Here is a 17,268-nt window from a genome sequence, read left to right as displayed (position 1 = left end):
CTGTACCACGCTGATCGGCCGACCAGAGGCCGCGCATGGTGACGCTCGCGCAAGTCGCGCAGCGCGCGAACGTCACGGCGGCGACCGTCTCGAACGTGCTGCGCAATCCGCAGAAGGTGAAGCCCGCCACCGTCGAGCGCGTGATGGCCGCGATCCGCGAACTCGGCTATCGGCCGAACCTGACCGCGCGCGCGCTCGCGGAGGGCCGCACGTCGACGCTCGCGCTGATGCTGTCGAACATCACGAACCCGTTCTATCCGGAGTTCGTGCTGGCCGCCGAACGCGAGGCGCGCAAGCGCGGCCATTACCTGCTCGTATCCAATACCGACGACGATCCGGCGATCACGCGCAACTACCTCGAGCGGATCGCCGGCACGCTCGCGGCCGGTGCGATCGTGATGAACACCGATCTCGCCGAGGCCGAACTCGCCGACATCGCGCGTCACGGCGCATCGATTGTGCTGTGCATGTGGGAACACGTGCATGCGTCGCGCACGCTGCCGTGCGTGACTGTCGATTTCGCGGCGGCAGGGGCGCTGGCGGCCGCGCATCTGTCCGGGCTGCGCCATCGCGCGTTCGGCGCGCTGGTCGGCAAGGGTTCGGGCGGCCCGCAGTCGGTGCGGCTGCGCGGGTTCGCCGACGAACTCGCGGCGCGCGGCCATCCGGCCGGTGCGCTGACGACCGCGTCGACGCACGACTCGATCGAAGGCGGCTACGAAGCCGCCGCCGCGCTGTTGCGCGAGAAGCCCGGCCTCACCGCGCTGTTCGCGACCAACGACCTGATGGCGATCGGCGCGATGCAGGCCGCCGCCGATCTCGGGCTGCGCGTGCCGGCCGATCTGTCGGTGGTCGGCATGACTGATATCCAGCTCGCGCACCAGTTCCGCCCCGCGCTGACGACCGTGCGGTTCCCGACGTCGCAGATCGCCGCGCGGGCGATCGCGCTGACGCTCGACATGATCGACGGGATCGAGCCAAGCACGGCCGTGCATATGATCGGCGCACCCGAACTCGTCGTGCGCGAATCGACCGGGACGGCGCCGGGCTGACGCTTCGGTGTGCTCACGTTTGCGGGTGCGGCGTATGCGTCGGAATGGATCGCATGGCGTCGGTCGCGCGGTTTCGGTTTTCTCGTTCGACCACGACGCAAAGCGGCACATCGCCACCTTCGAGGCACGGCGAATCGATGCAGGCGGGAAGCGATCGGGAAGTCCGGGACGGTGGCATCCGATGCCGCGACTCCCCAAATGCAAAATGGCGCGTCACCGAGGCAACGCCGCGCGATTCGACATGGTTCGTCGTTCCGCGGGCGTCACGGGTGACGCGCCTGACGCGTGAAGATTCGCGGCCGCCCGGAGCATGCGGCGGCCGCGGTGTCGACGTCGCCTACCTCTTGATCACCGGAACGGTGAGCGAAGTGACGAGCGACGTCACGGGTGCCAACAGACCGCCCGACGCGCTACCGCCCCCTTGCGCGGAATTGCCGTTCAGCGAGACCGCCAGCGCGGGAACGACGCCGGCCACCGACCCGACGGCCGAACCGACCGATTGCACCGCCGCATTGGCGATCGTCGCGCCGCCGGAGATGAGCGCCCCCGCGGCGTTCGTCACCCCGCCGACTGCACCGGCTGCCGTGCCGCCGTTGAGCGCGACGCTCAGTGCCGGAAGGGTCCCGGCGACCGCGCCGGCGGTACCGGTCACGGTGTGCGCGAGCGAGCCCGTCAGGCCAGTGGCGACCGTCGCGAGCGAGCCCGCCGCACCGGTTGCTCCGGAGAGCGCACCGGATCCCGAGCCGACGACGTTGCCGGCGCCGCTCGCGGCGGATCCGATCAGCGACGTGACGGTCGATGCGATCGGCGTGATCGCCGCGGTGCCGCTGCCGGCGAGGCCGGTTACCGCGCCGGACGCTGCGCCGATCGCACCGGTGGCTGCACCGACCGGCAACGCGCCGCCGAGATTGCCGACGATGCTCGTGATCGGCGTGATCAGCGCGCCGCCGTTGCCCGCGACACCGGTGACGGCGTTGATGACGCCCGGACCGGCGTTGGCGACCGTGCCGACGATGCCACCAAGACCGCCGGTCGCGCCGCCGACACCACCCGCTGCTCCGGCCAGCGCTCCCACCGCACCCGTTGCCGAGTTGGCTACCGTGCCGACGATGCCACCGAGGCCGCCGGCCGCGCCGCCTGCACCGCCTGCACCGCCCACTGCGCCGGCCAGCGTTCCAACTGCGCCGGTTGCCGTGTTGCCCACCGTGCCAACGATGCCACCGAGGCCGCCGGTCGCGCCTCCGGCGACACCACCTGCTGCACCGGCCAGGGTTCCGACTGCGCCGGTTGCCGAGTTGGCGACCGTGCCCACGATGCCACCGAGACCGCCGGTCGCGCCGCCGGCACCGCCCGCTGCGCCGGCCAACGTTCCGACTGCGCCGGTTGCCGAGTTGGCTACCGTGCCCACGATGCCACCAAGACCGCCGGTCGCGCCGCCGACACCACCTGCTGCGCCTGCCAGTGTTCCGACTGCGCCGGTTGCCGAGTTCGCCACCGTGCCGACAACGCCGCCGAGGCCGCCCGTCCCGCCGCCAACACCGCCCAGTGCGCCGGTTACCGTACCGACCACACCACCAAGCCCACCGATCGGATCACCGACACCACCCAAGGCACCCGTCACCGTGCCGACTGCGCCGCTTGCCGCGTTGCCCACTGTCCCGACAACCCCGCCGAGGCCACCAGTCCCGCCACCGATGCCACCCAGTGCACCGGTTACCGTACCGACTACACCACCAAGTCCGCCGGTCGGATCGCCGACGCCACCCAAGGCACCCGTCACCGTACCCACTGCACCGCTTGCCGCGTTACCCACTGTCCCGACAACGCCGCCGAGACCACCGGCCCCGCCGCCGACACCGCCCAGTGCGCCAGTCAGTGCTCCGACTGCACCCGTCGCCGTATTCGCTACCGTGCCGACAACGCCACCAAGTCCACCCGTCGGGTTACCACCACCGATGCCACCCAGTGCACCGGTTACCGTGCCAACCACGCCACCGAGACCGCCGGTCGGATCGCCGACGCCACCCAGAGCGCCCGTCACCGTACCCACTGCGCCGCTTGCGGCGTTGCCCACCGTCCCGACAACACCGCCGAGACCGCCGGTCCCGCCGCCGACACCACCCAGTGCGCCAGTCAGCGTCCCGACCGCACCTGTGGCCGTGTTCGCTACCGTGCCAACGACGCCACCAAGGCCGCCCGTCGGATTACCGCCACCGATCCCACCCAGTGCACCGGTTACCGTACCGACCACACCACCAAGACCACCGGTCGGATCACCGACGCCACCCAAGGCACCCGTCACCGTACCCACTGCACCGCTTGCCGCGTTGCCCACCGTCCCGACAACCCCGCCGAGACCGCCGGTCCCGCCGCCAACACCACCCAGTGCGCCAGTCAGCGTTCCGACTGCACCGGTGGCCGTGTTCGCTACCGTGCCGACCACGCCACCAAGGCCACCCGTCGGGTTACCACCACCGATGCCACCGAGTGCACCGGTCACCGTGCCAACCACACCACCGAGACCACCGGTCCCGCCGCCACCGCCGACACCACCCAAAGCGCCCGTCACCGTTCCGACTGCTCCGCTTGCCGCGTTGCCCACCGTTCGGACGACATCGCCAAGGCCACCCGTCCCGCCACCACTTCCGCCAAGGCCGCCCAGCGCACCCGTCACCGTACCGGCCACGCCTGCGACCGGCTCGAGCAATCCGCTACCGATATCGATGGTCGCGCTTCCCGTCCCCGTCCCTGCCAGCCCGATCGAGATACCGCCTGCATTCGGGCTGCCGACCGTCACCACCCCGTTCCCCCATCCCGCCACGGTGCCGACGAGTTCCCCGGGCGCGGGAGATCCGCCTGCGACGATCACGCCGTCGGATTTGCTGACACTTCCCAGCGGGGAAGCCAGCACCCCCGCCTGGGACGCCGAGGCGGCCAGGCTGAACAAAGCCGCGACCGACAAGGCGATGCCTGTCAATTTCACGTTCGCTTTCGCTTTCGTTTTCATGAGTAACCTCATTTCGGTTGGACAACCGCGAAACAGCTCGAGCGATGACGCGTGGACCCTGCCGCCGCGAAGGGGGCGCGAATCGTTCGCGGATTGCCCGATATGGCAAAGCGTTGAAACAGGTCTAAACACGCCGATACAACGGGATACCGGACACCGCGTGACGCACCTCATGAAAATCGATCTGCATCACGAAACTTCTGCAAAACGAATCAACAATCTGACGATCATCGAACGATCGTCAAACGATCAGCCGCTCACGACGATTCCATCGCAAGCGGCCGCCGCCCCTCCCCTCAGAACTTCCACAACAGATTGCCGTACAGCGCGTGGTCGCTGATGCTGCCGCCGATCTGGCCGCTGTAGGACAGCCCGAGCGACAGGTTCTTCGTGATGGCCGCATCGACACCGACCTCGAGCACCGCGGCATCACGCGCGACCGGCACGCCGGTGACGCTGAACGGCGAGCCGCCGCTCGCGAACGACAGCCTCGACGCCGGCTGCGTATTGCCGAACGCGTGCCGCCAGCCGACGGTGCCGAACGCCGTGACCTTGCCCTTCGTCGTGACCGCGACGTCGGTCGAGGCCCGCACGCCGAGTGTCGAGAAGCCGAGGCCCGTCGTATCGGAATCGCCCTGCAGCGCCGCCGCGCCGCCGTTCTCCTTGAAGCCGTCGGTGTGCAGGCTGGCGTACGCGAGCCCGACGAACGGTTCGAGCGCGACGTTACGGAACGCCGTCGAGTAGCCGATCTCGGTGAACACCTGCGTCGCGTTCGCGTCGTAGCTGGCGGTATCGTGATCGGAGAAGCTGCCGAACGACGGATTGCGCTCGCTATGCACGCGGTACCACGACTGCGACACGCCACCGCGCACGTTCCACGCGTTGTACCGGCCGCTCGCGTACAGCGCGATCGTCTCGCCGTTGACCTTCGCCGACTCGTTCTGGTCGGTATTGAGCTGGCTGCGCGACGCACCGCCCGCGATACCGACGCGCCAGTGGCTGCTGACTTCCGCATCCGTGCCGACGACGAAGCCATACAGGTTGCGATCGATCGACGCGACGCCGTCGCCGTCGAACCGGCTATGCGAACCGTACAGCCGGCCCCACACCGCGGGCTTGTACGACTTGGCCGGCGTGCAGCCGTTCTCCGCGGCCATGCGCCGGTCGAGCGCCGCCGAATGATCGTCCGCCGACACCGGCGCCTCGCATCCGCACAGCGCCCCGCCCGGCTGCGAACCGAGCCGCGCACGATCGAGCACCGCATCGCGCACGTAGCGGCTATCCGACAACAGCACGCTGCGCGTACTCGGATACAGATCGCCGGCCAGTTGCGTGAACGCGCGGTTCGCGGTCGGCGCATCCGACGTCAGCACCGTATCGAACAGCGGGTTGCCGGCGCCGAGCGTGCCGACCGCACCCGCCACCGCTTGCCCGTCGGGTGTCGTCGCGACCGACGAGAACGGCGTGCCGTTCGGCGTCAGCGACATCAGCACCTGCGCCGGGTTGTACGTGAGCGTCGGCGTGAGGAACGCATACGTCGAGTTCACCGCGCTGAACTGCCCTTGCACGCCCGCACCGGCATTCACGATGGTGTAGAGCTTGCCCGGCTGGTATTGCCCGGTGGCCGCGACGACCTGTACCGATCCACCGTTGAGCGTGGCGGAGCCGGTCACGTCGAGACCGCCGCTCTGTTGCGGCGTGGCGCCGACCTGCAGCGTCGAGCCCGGCTGGAAGGTCGCGTTGCCCGCGACCTTCAGCGGCTGCCCGAGCTGGAGGATCGATGCGGTGCCGCCGCCCGACACGACCAAGCTGCCGATCGTGCCCGTCCCGGTGACGGTCGCGCCGTTGCCGACGGTCACCGGCGAGTTGGCCAGCGAACCGGTGACCGCGAGCGTGCCGCCCGTCACGGTGGTCGGCCCGGACAGCGTGTTGGTCCCGCTCAGCACCTGTGCACCCGTGCCGGCCAGCGTCAGCGGGCCGGTACCCGACAGCGTGCCCGCGAACGAGCTGGTGCCGGCGGTATTGAGGGTCAGCGGCGTCGCACCGAGGTTCACGTTCGAACCCGTCGTGCCCGACAGCGTGCCGATCGACTGCGGTGCGGCCGACCCCGTGAGGTCCAGCGTCGCGCCGCTGCCCGCGAGAATCACCGGGCTCGTCGGCGCAAGGCTGCCTGCGCCGGCAAGTGCGAGCATGCTGCCGCTGCCGATCGTCGTGCCGCCGGTGTACGTGTTGGCACCGGTCAGCGTCTGCGTGCCGCCGCCCTGCACCGCGAAGCCGCCGGTGCCGGCGATCGTGCCGCCGAACGAACCGCCCGTCGGACCGGCCACGGTCAGCGTATTGCCGCCGAGATTCACGGTCGAACCGGCGGCGCCCGACAGCGCGCTCGCCGTCTGCGGTGTCGTGGCCGCGCTGACATCGAGCGTCGCGCCGTTGCCGGCCAGCGTCAGTGTGCTGCCCGCCGACAGGCCGCCGCTGCCGCCGACCGCCAGCGTGCTGCCGTTGCCGATCGTCGTGCCGCCCGTGTACGCGTTCGCGCCGCTGAGGGTCGTCGTCGACGGGCCGCTCACCGCCAGGTTGCCGCCACCGGAGATCGGGCCGCTCAGGCCGAGGTTGTTGGCACCGCCCACCGTCAGCGTCGAACCCGCGCCAAGATTCACCGCGTTGCCGAGCGTCGTGCCCGCGACGCTGGTGCCGAGCGTGCCGCCGTTGCCGCCGACGCTCAGCGTGCCGCTGCCGAGTGCGGTCGGCGTGCCGGCCACCAGCGTGCCGCCGCCGGTGACGCTCGTGCCACCGGTGTAGGTGTTGGCACCCGACAGCGTGGTCGTCGCCGGACCGTTGACCGCGAGCGTGCCGCCACCCGAGATCGCGCCGCCCAGGCCGAGGTTGTTCGCGCCGCCGACCGTCAGCGTCGATCCCGTACCGAGGTTCACCGTGTTGTTCAACGTCGTGCCCGGCGTGCCGGCAGCCAGCGTGCCGCCCGCACCGCTCGCATTCAGCACGCCGGTACCGAGCGCCGTGTTATTGCCCGCGACCAGCGTGCCGCCACCGGTCAGGTTCGTGCCGCCCGAATACGTGTTCGAACCGGTCAGCGTCTCGGTGCCCGTGCCGCCCAGCGTCAGACTGCCGCCCGTGCCGGCGATCGTGCCGCCGTACGTGCCGCTGCCCGCCCCGCCGAGCGTCAGGTTGTTGCCGCCGAGGTTCACCGTCGAACCGGCGACACCCGACAACGCGGTCGTCGTCTGCGGCGTGGTCGCGCCGCTGACGTCGAAGGTTGCGCCCGCACCGGTCAGGTTCAGCGGGCTGCTGCCGGACAGGCTGCCGCCCGCGCCGATCGCCAGCGTGCCGCTGTTGATCGTCGTCGCGCCGGTGTACGTGTTGGTGCCCGTCAGCGTCTGCGTGCCGCTGCCCGACAGCGTCAACCCGCCCGTGCCGGCGACGGTGCCGCCGTACGTGCCGTTACCGGCGCCGCCCAGCGTCAGCGTGTTGCTGCCCAGGTTCACGGTCGATCCCGACACGCCCGACACTGCGCCCGTGGTCTGCGGCGTCGTCGCGGCGCTTAAGTCCAGCGTGGCGCCCGTACCCGACAGATCGACCGCGCTGCCCGCCGACAGGCTGCCGCCCGCGCCGACCGCCAGCGTGCTGCCGTTGCCGATCGTCGTGTTGCCGGTGTACGAGCTGGCGCCGGTCAGCGTCGTCGTCGACGGACCGTTCACCGCGAGATTGCCGCTGCCGACGATCGCGCCGCCCAGGCCCAGATTGTTCGCACCGCCCACCGTCAGCGTCGATCCCGCACCGAGACCGATCGCGTTGGTCAGCGTCGTGCCGGCCACGCTCGTGCCGAGCGAACCGCCTGCGCCGGTCGTAGTCAGCGCGCCCGTGCCGAGCGCCGAACCGTTGCCCGCGAGCAGCGTGCCGCCGCCGCTCAGGGTCGTGCCGCCCGTGTACGTGTTCGTCCCGTTCAGCGTTTCGGTGCCCGTGCCCGACAGCGTCAGGCTGCCGCCCGTGCCGGCGATCGTGCCGCCGAACGTCCCGTTGGCGGAACCGCCGAGCGTCAGCGCATTGCCGCCGAGGTTCACCGTCGAACCCGCTACGCCCGACAACGCGCCAGTCGACTGCGGCGTCGTGGCGGCGCTCAGATCGAGCGTCGCCCCTGCACCGGCCAGATCGACCGCACTGCCGCCCGACAGGCTGCCGCTCGCGCCAACCGCCAGCGTGCTGCCGTTGCCGATCGTCGTGTTGCCGGTGTACGAGCTGGCGCCGGTGAGCGTCGTCGTCGACGGGCCATTCACCGCGAGGTTGCCGCTTCCGCTGATCGCGCCGCCGAGGCCGAGATCGTTCGCACCGCCAACCGTCAGCGTCGATCCCGCACCGAGATTCACCGCGTTGCCGAGCGTCGTGCCGGCCACGCTGGTGCCGAGCGTGCCGCCCGCGCCGCTCGTGTTCAGCGCGCCCGTGCCAAGCGCCGAACCGTTGCCAGCGATCAGCGTGCCGCCGCCAGTCAGGCTCGTGCCGCCCGTATACGTGTTGGCTCCGGTCAGCGTTTCGGTACCCGTGCCGCCCAGTGTCAGGCTGCCGCCCGCACCCGCGATCGTGCCGTCGTAAGTACCACTACCCGAACCGCCGAGCGTCAGGTTGTTGCCGCCGAGGTTCACCGTCGAACCGGCGACACCCGACAGCGTGCCCGTCGTCTGCGGCGTGGTCGCGCCGCTCAGGTCGAAGGTTGCGCCCGCACCCGTCAGGCTCACCGGCGTCGTCCCCGACAGGCTGCCGCCCGCGCCGATCGCCAGCGTGCCGCTGTTGATCGTGGTCGCGCCGGTGTACGTATTGCTGCCCGTCAGCGTTTCGGTGCCGGTACCCGACATCGTCACGCCACCGGTGCCGGCGATGTTGCCCGCGTAGGTGCCGCTGGCCGACCCGCCAAGCGTCAGGTTGTTGTTGCCCAGGTTCACCGTCGAGCCGGCCACGCCCGAGATCGCGCCGGTCGATTGCGGCGAGGCGGCGCCGCTCAGGTCGAGCGTCGCGCCGGCCGCCGTCAGGCTGACCGGGCTGCTCGACGACAGGCTGCCGTTGCCGCCGATCGCGAGCGTGCCGCTGTTGATCGTGGTCGCGCCGGTGTACGTGTTGTTGCCCGTCAGCGTTTCGGTGCCGGTGCCCGACAGCGTCAACCCGCCCGTGCCGCCGATCACGCCGCCATACGTGCCGCTGCCTGCGCCGCCGAGCGTCAACGTATTGCCGCCCAGGTTGACGTTCGTGCCCGTGCCGCCGGACAGCGCGCCGCTCGTCTGCGGCGACGTGGCCGCGCTCAGGTCGAGCGTGGCGCCCGTGCCGGACAGGTCGATCGCGCTGCCCGACGACAGGCTGCCGCCCGCGCCGACCGCCAGCGTGCTGCCGCCGCCGATCGTCGTGCTGCCGGTGTAGGTGTTCGCGCCCGACAGCGTCGTCGTCGACGGACCGTTCACCGCGAGGTTGCCGCCGCCCGAGATCGCGCCGCCGAGGCCGAGATCGTTCGCACCGCCGACCGTCAGCGTCGACCCCGCGCCGAGATTCACCGCGTTGCCGAGCCTCGTGCCCGGCGTGCTCGCGGCCAGCGTGCCGCCTGCACCGCTCGTGTTCAGCGCACCGGTGCCGAGCGCCGAGCCGCTGCCCGCGATCAACGTGCCGCCGCCGCTCAGGGTCGTGCCGCCCGTGTACGTGTTGTTGCCGGTCAACGTCTCGGTGCCGGTGCCCGACAACGTGAGGCTGCCTCCCGCGCCGGCGATCGTGCCGCCATACGTGCCGTTGCCCGTGCCGCCGAGCGTCAGGTTGTTGCCGCCGAGATTCACCGTCGAACCGGCCACGCCCGACAGCGTGCCCGTCGTCTGCGGCGTGGTCGCTCCGCTGACGTCGAAGGTTGCGCCCGCACCGGCCAGATTCACCGGGCTGCTCGCGGACAGGCTGCCGCCCGCGCCGATCGCGAGCGTGCCGCTGTTGATCGTCGTCGCGCCGGTGTACGTGTTGGTCCCCGTCAGCGTTTCGGTGCCGGTGCCCGACAGCGTCAACCCGCCCGTGCCGCCGACCGTTCCGCCGAACGTGCCGTTGCCCGACCCGCCGAGCGTGAGCGTGTTGCCGCCGAGGTTCACCGCCGAACCCGCCGCGCCCGACAGCGTGCCGGTCGTCTGCGGCGACGTGGCCGCGCTCACGTCCAGCGTCGAGCCCGCGCCGGCCAGATCGATCGCACTGCCCGATGACAGGCTGCCGCCCGCGCCGACCGCCAGCGTGCTGCCGCCGCCGATCGTCGTGTTGCCGGTGTACGAGCTGGCCCCCGTGAGCGTCGTCGTCGACGGGCCGTTCACCGCGAGATTGCCGCTGCCGCTGATCGCGCCGCCGAGGCCGAGATTGTTCGCACTGCCAACCGTCAGTGTCGACCCCGCGCCGAGATTCACCGCGTTGCCGAGCGTCGTGCCGGCCACGCTGGTGCCGAGCGTGCCGCCTGCGCCGCTCGTGTTCAGCGCGCCCGTGCCGAGCGCCGAACCGCTGCCCGCGATCAACGTGCCGCCGCCGGTGAGGTTCGTGCCGCCCGTGTACGTATTGTTGCCGGTCAGCGTCTCGGTGCCGGTGCCCGACAGCGTGAGGCTGCCGCCGGCCCCCGCGATCGTGCCGCCATACGTGCCGCTGCCCGTGCCGCCGAGCGTCAGGTTGTTGCCGCCGAGGTTCACCGTCGAACCCGCGACACCCGACAGCGTGCCCGTCGTCTGCGGCGTGGTCGCGCCGCTGACGTCGAAGGTTGCGCCCGCACCGGCCAGATTCACCGGGCTGCTCGCGGACAGGCTGCCGCCCGCGCCGATCGCAAGCGTGCCGCTGTTGATCGTCGTCGCGCCGGTGTACGTGTTGGTGCCGGTCAGCGTCTCCGTGCCGGTGCCTGCCATCGTCAACCCGCCGGTGCCGCCGATCGTGCCTGCATAGTTGCCGTTGCCGGTACCGGCCAGCGTCAGCGTGTTGCCGCCGAGATTCACGTTCGTGCCCGCCACGCCGGACAGCATCCCGCTCGTTTGCGGCGTGGTCGCCGCGCTGATGTCGAGCGCCGCGCCCGTGCCCGCGAGATCGAGCGCGCTGCCTGCCGACAGGCTGCCGCCCGCGCCGACCGCCAGCGTGCTGCCGCCGCCGATCGTCGTGTTGCCGGTATAGGTGTTCACGCCGGTGAGCGTGGTCGTCGACGGGCCGCTGACCGACAGGCCGCCGCTGCCCGAGATCCCGCCGCCGAGCCCGAGATCGTTCGCAGCCCCAACGGTCAGCGTCGCCCCCGCGCCGAGATTCACCGCATTGCCGAGCGTCGTGCCGCCGACGCTCGTGCCGAGCGAGCCGCCCGCGCCCGTGACGTTCAGCGCGCCGGTACCCAGCGCGCTGCCGTTGCCGGCGACGAGCCCGCCGCCGCTCAACGTGGTGCCGCCGTCATAGGTGTTCGTGCCGGTGAGCGTCGTGGTGCCCGCGCCGGTTTGCGCGAGGCCGCCGCTGCCGGAAATCGTGCCGCTCAGGCCGAGATCGTTCGCGCCGTTCAGCCCGAGCGTCGCGCCCGCGCCGAGCGTGACCGCGTTGCCGAGCGTCGTGCCGTTTACGCTCGCGCTCAGCGTGCCGTTGCCGGTCACGTTCAACGCGCCGGACCCGAGCGCCGTATTGCTGCCCACGCTCAGTCCGCCGCTGCTCAACGTCGTCCCGCCGCCGTAGGTGTTCGCGCCGCCGAGCGTGGTCGTGCCCGAGCCGGACTGCACGACGCCGCCCGCGCCGGAGATCGTGCCGCCCAGGCCGAAGTCGAACGCGCCGCCGAGATTCAGCGTCGAACCGATGCCCAGATCGACGGCATTCGCCAGCAGCAGGTTCGCCGTGCTTGCGCTGAGCGCGCCACCGCTGCCGGTGACGTTGAGCGTACCCGTGCCGAGCGCCGTGTTGTTGCCGACCGACAAGCCGCCGGCACCGAGCGTCGTGCCGCCCGTGTAGAGGTTCGCGCCGGTGAGCGTGGTCGTGCCGCTGCCGGTTTGCGCGAGGCTGCCGCCGCCGGCGATGATGCCGCCGAGGCCCAGGTCGTTCGTGCCACCGAGCGTCAGCGCCGAACCCGTGCCGAGATTGACGGCATTGTTCAGCGTCGTGCCGGCGACGCTCGCGGCCAGCGTGCCGCCTGCGCCGGCGAGGTTCAACGCGCCGGTACCGAGCGCCCCGCCGTTGCCGGCGACCAGCGTGCCGCCGCCCGTCAGGTTCGTGCCGCCCGTGTACGTGTTGATGCCGGTCAGTGTTTCGCTGCCCGTGCCCGACAGCGTCAGGCTGCCGCCTGCCCCCGCGATCGTGCCGCCGAACGTGCCGCTGCCGGCGCCGCCCAGCGTCAGGCCGTTGCCGCCGAGATTCACCATCGAACCGGCTACGCCCGACAGCGCGCCGATCGCCTGCGGCAGCCCTGCGCCGCTCAGGTCGAAGGTTGCGCCGGCGCCGCCCAGATTCACTGCACCGCCCGCGGCCAGGCTGCCGCCCGCGCCGATCGCGAGCGTGCCGCTGTTGATCGTCGTGCCGCCGCCGTACGTGTTCGCGCCGGTCAGCGTCTCCGTGCCGGTGCCGGCCATCGTCAGCCCGCCGGCACCGCCGATCGTGCCGCCGAACGTGCCGTTGCCGGAACCGCCGAGCGTCAGGGTGTTGCCGCCGAGATTCACCGCCGAGCCGGCCGCGCCGACCAGCCCGCCCGTCGTCTGCGGCGACGTGGCCGCGCTCAGGTCGAGCGTCGCGCCCGCGCCGGCCAGATCGAACACACTGCCGCCCGACAGCGCGCCGCCCGCGCCGACCGCGAGCGTGCTGCCGTTGCCGATCGTCGTGTTGCCGGTGTAGCTGCCCGCGCCCGTGAGCGTCGTGATCGACGGGCCGGTCACCGACAGATTGCCGCCGCCCGAAATCGCGCCGCCGAGGCCCAGATTGTTCGCACCGCCCACCGTCAGCGTCGCGCCCGCGCCCAGATTCACCGCGTTGCCGAGCACCGTGCCGCCGACGCTCGTGCCGAGCGAGCCGCCCGCGCCGGCGACGTTCAACGCGCCCGTGCCGAGCGCCGAACCGTTGCCGGCGATGAGCCCGCCGCCGCTCAGCGTCGTGCCGCCGGTGAACGTGTTCGCGCCGAGCAGCGTCGTCGTGCCGCTGCCGGTTTGCGCGAGCCCGCCGTCGCCGGCGATCACGCCGCCCAGGCTCAGGTCGGCCGCGCCGTTCAGGCCGAGCGTCGCGCCCGCGCCGAGATTCACCGCGTTGCCAAGCAAGGTACCGGCGACGTTCGTGGCGAGCGTGCCGCCCGTGCCCGCGACCGTCAGCGCGCCCGTGCCGAGCGCCGCGCCGTTGCCGGCGATCAGCCCGCCGCCGGTGAGCGTGGTGCCGCCCGAGAACGTGTTCGCGCCGAGCAGCGTCGTCGTGCCCGTGCCGGTTTGCGCGAGCCCGCCGTTCCCGGCGATCGTGCCGCTCAGGCCGAGATCGTTCGCGCCGTTCAGCCCCAGCGTGACGCCGGTGCCGAGGTTCACCGCGTTGCCGAGCGTCACGCCCGGCACGCTCGCGCCGAGCGAAGCCGAGCCGTTGACGTCGAGTGCGCCGAGGCCGAGCGCAGTCCCGCTTCCGACCACCAGGCTGCCGCCCGTCAGCGCGGTGCCGCCCGCATACGTGTTGTTGCCGGTGAGCGCCTGCGAGCCGGTGCCGGCAAGCGTCAGCCCGCCTGCCCCGCCGATGTCGCCCGCGAAGACGCCGCTGCCGCTGCCGGCCAGCGTCAGGTTGTTCGCCCCGAGATCGATCGTCGAACCCGCGACACCCGACAGCGTGCCGATCGACTGCGGCGTGGTCGCGCCGCCGATGTTGAAGTGCGCACCGGCGCCCGTCAGGTTGACGGGACTCGACGCGGCGAGACTGCCGCCCGCGCCGATCGCGAGCGTGCCGCTGCCGATCGTGGTGCCGCCGGTGAACGTCTCGGCCGCGGTGAGCGTCGTCGTGCCCGGGCCGTTCACGGACAGGCCGCCGGCACCGGAGATGAGCCCGCTCAGGCCGAGATCGTTCGGGCCGCCAACCGTCAGCGCCGCGCCCGCGCCGAGCTGGATCGCGTTGCCGAGCACGGTGCCGCCGACGGTCGTGCCGAGCGAGCCGCCCGTGCCCGTCACGTTCAACGCCCCCGTGCCCAGTGCGGCGCCGTTGCCGGCGAGGAGTCCGCCGCCGCTCAGCGTCGTGCCGCCCGAGAACGTGTTCGCGCCGCTCAACGTCGTGATGCCCGAGCCGATTTGCGCGAGACCGCCACTCCCGGCGATCACGCCGTTCAGGCCCAGATCGTTCGCGCCGGTCAACGCGAGCGTCGCGCCTGCGCCGAGATTCACCGCGTTGCCCAGCGCGGTGCCGTTCACGCTCGCGCCGAGCGCGCCGCCCGTACCGGCGACGTTCAGCGCGCCGCTGCCGAGCGCCGTATTGCTGCCGGCGAGCAGCGTGCCGGCGCTCAGCGTCGTGCCGCCGCCGAAGGTGTTCGCGCCGGACAGCGTCGTCGTCCCCGTGCCGCTCAGCACGAGACCGCCGGTGCCGCCGATCGCGCCGCTCAGGCCGAGGTCGTTCGCGCCGTTCAGCGTCAGCGATGCGCCGTTCAGGTTGATGCCGTTCGCGAGTGCCGCGCCGGCGGCCAGATCCGCGCTCAGCGAACCGCCGAGGCCGCTCACGTTCAACGCGCCGCCGATACCGAGCGCACTGCCGCCTTCGACGATCAGGCTGCCGCCGCCCGTCAGGCTCGCGCCACCCGTGAACGTGTTCGCGCCGGACAGCGTCGTGGCGCCGGTGCCGCCGAGCGCCAGGCCGCCCGCGCCCGAGATCGCGCCGCTCAGGCCGAGATCGGCTGCGCCGTTCAGGCCGAGCGTCGCGCCCGCGCCCAGGTTGACCGCATTGCCGAGCACGGTGCCGCCGACGTTCGTCGCGAGCGTGCCGCCCGTGCCGGATACGTTCAGCGCGCCCGTGCCGAGCGCCGCGCCGTTGCCGGCGATCAGCCCGCCGCCGCTCAGCGTCGTGCCGCCCGTGAAGGTGTTCGTCCCGAGCAGCGTCGTCGTGCCGGCACCGGTTTGCGCCAGTTGGCCACTCCCGCCGATCACGCCGCCGAGACTCAGGTCGGCCGCGCCGTTCAGGCCGAGCGTCGCGCCTGCGCCAAGATTCACCGCATTGCCGAGCACGGTGCCGCCGACGTTCGTGGCGAGCGTGCCGCCCGTCCCGGATACGTTCAGCGCGCCTGTGCCGAGCGCCGCGCCATTGCCGGCGATCAACCCGCCACCGCTCAGCGCCGTGCCGCCCGAGAACGTGTTCGCGCCGAGCAGCGTCGTCGTGCCCGTGCCGCTTTGCGCAAGGCCGCCGTTACCGGCGATCGTGCCGCCGAGACTCAGGCCGTTCGCCCCGTTCAGGCCGAGCGTGGCGCCTGCATCGAGATTGACCGCATTGCCGAGCAGCGTGCCGCCGACGTTCGTCGCGAGCGAGCCGCCCGTGCCGGTCACATGCAGCGCGCCCGTGCCGAGCGCCGCGCCCGTGCCGGCGACGATCCCGCCGCCGCTCAGCGTCGTGCCGCCCGCGAACGTGTTCGGGCCGAGCAGCGTCGTGATGCCCGGGCCGGTTTGCGCCAGCCCGCCGTTGCCGGCGATCGCGCCGCTCAGCCCGAGACCGGCCGAGCCGTTCAGGCCCAGCGTGACGCCGGTATCGATATTGACCGCGTTGCCGAGCAGCGTGCCGCCGACGCTCGTGCCGAGCGTGCCGCCCGCGCCCGACACGTTCAGCGCGCCGCCGCCGAGCGCCGTGTCGGTGCCGACCACGAGCCCGCCGCCCCCCGTCAGGTTCGTTCCGCCCGTGAACGAATTGGCGCCGTTCAGCGTCAGCGTGCCGGTGCCGCTCGCTTTCAGCGCGCCGCCGCCGGCGATCGTGCCCGACAACGCGAGCCCTGTCGCGCCATCCACCGTCAGGTCCGCGCCGAGCGTCACGTTGTTGAGCAGGTTGAGACCGGCCGTGCCGGCTTCCAGCGTGCCGCCGCCGGCCGCGATCGTCCCGAGACCCAGCCCCGCGCTGTTGTTGATGATCGCGGTGCCGCCCGCCAGCGACGCGTCGGTCGCGCTCGACGCGCCGGTGATGTTCCACGTCCCGCCCTGCACCGCGAGATGCGTGAAATTGCCGTACGTATCGACCGCCAGGGTGCCGCTCGCGGAGCTGCCGGCGGCCGGGTTCAGTTGCAGGTTGAGCGTGTTGTTGCCACCCAGCCCGGCATCGACGCCGAGCCCGACCGACGACCCGGTCTGCGCATTGAACGTGTTCGACGTGCCGAGCGCCGCGCCCAGCGACACGTTGCCCGTGACGGTGCCGGCGTTGGTGAACGTGTTCCCCGCGCCCGGTGTCCCGCTGGGTGCGAGCACCACCGAACCGTTGATCGCGCCGCCGCTCGCGTTGGTGAAGTTGACCTGTGCACCGCCCGACGTGGTCACGACCTGCGCGGTGGGCCCCGCGCTGAAGCCGAGCAGGCCGGTCGTTCCGATCGTGCCGGCGTTCGTGATGTTCGTCGTGCCGCCGATACCGTTGTAGACCGTCAGCGCGGGCCCGTTGAGCAGCGAGCTCGTCGAGCCCATCATCACGCCCGTGCTGGCGTTCGTGACGTTGACCGTGCTCGCCGACGCGATATTGCCGACGACCGTGCCGTTCGACACGAGGCTCAAGCCGGACAACGCGGGGTCGATCCTGCCGTTGTTGGTCAGCGTGACGCCGCTGCCCGTCAGCGACAGCGCGGTGCCGCCGATCAGCGGCACCACGGAGACGGTCGCGCCGGACCCGACGGTCAGGTTGAGATTGTTCGCGCCGTTCGAATAGGTGGTGGTGGCTCCGGTACAACTGACGGTCGTGGTTCCGACGCAGGCGGCCAGTGCATCGGCGGGAACGATCCCGGCGCCGACCAGCGCGACCAGCATGCCGGTCGGCACGAGGAGTTTCGGACGTGCTTCCGCGCGCTTTTTGTTCGAGCCCATGCGCATACGCATAATCACACCTTCCCATAAGAGAATCGACGACACCGGGCATTCCCTCGCCGCATTCAAAATGCCGGAGGTAAATACCGGAATACGCTATTCGATGTTTTTTGGAAAAACACCGTCCCGTCACCAGTCCTAAGCGGATGGCTGAATTAAAAACAAACGAGAATCAATCGGCGAGAATTATTGAATCGGCATATTTTACTTT

The 17,268-nt window shown here is 71.6% G+C and carries 3 protein-coding genes; 1 reads left to right on the top strand and 2 read right to left on the bottom strand.

The annotated features are described in order from the left end of the window. The first annotated feature begins 35 nt into the window (after window positions 1-35). Window positions 36-1,049 carry a LacI family DNA-binding transcriptional regulator gene (locus tag H0X91_RS01830; RefSeq protein ID WP_196432759.1) on the top strand — a complete coding sequence of 338 codons (1,014 nt, stop codon included), beginning with the start codon at window positions 36-38 and terminating at the stop codon, window positions 1,047-1,049. A 337-nt stretch (window positions 1,050-1,386) separates the two neighbouring features. Here H0X91_RS01830 and H0X91_RS01825 read toward each other — a convergent pair whose 3' ends face one another. Together H0X91_RS01825 and H0X91_RS01820 are read right to left on the bottom strand one after the other, a co-directional pair. Then, the gene (locus tag H0X91_RS01825) at window positions 1,387-4,056 is read right to left on the bottom strand and encodes a beta strand repeat-containing protein (RefSeq protein WP_196432758.1); all 2,670 of its coding nucleotides are present in this window, start codon (window positions 4,054-4,056) and stop codon (window positions 1,387-1,389) included. A 296-nt stretch (window positions 4,057-4,352) separates the two neighbouring features. Continuing rightward, entirely contained in the window at window positions 4,353-17,069 is a 12,717-nt protein-coding gene (locus H0X91_RS01820) for an autotransporter-associated beta strand repeat-containing protein (RefSeq protein WP_196432757.1), read from the bottom strand. Window positions 17,070-17,268: the final 199 nt, after the last annotated feature.

The sequence above is a fragment of the Burkholderia sp. 9777_1386 genome (assembly GCF_015712265.1).
GTDB lineage: Bacteria > Pseudomonadota > Gammaproteobacteria > Burkholderiales > Burkholderiaceae > Burkholderia > Burkholderia cenocepacia.
Note: the sequence above shows the minus strand (reverse complement) of the source record. Positions and strands in the feature narration are given on the sequence as shown.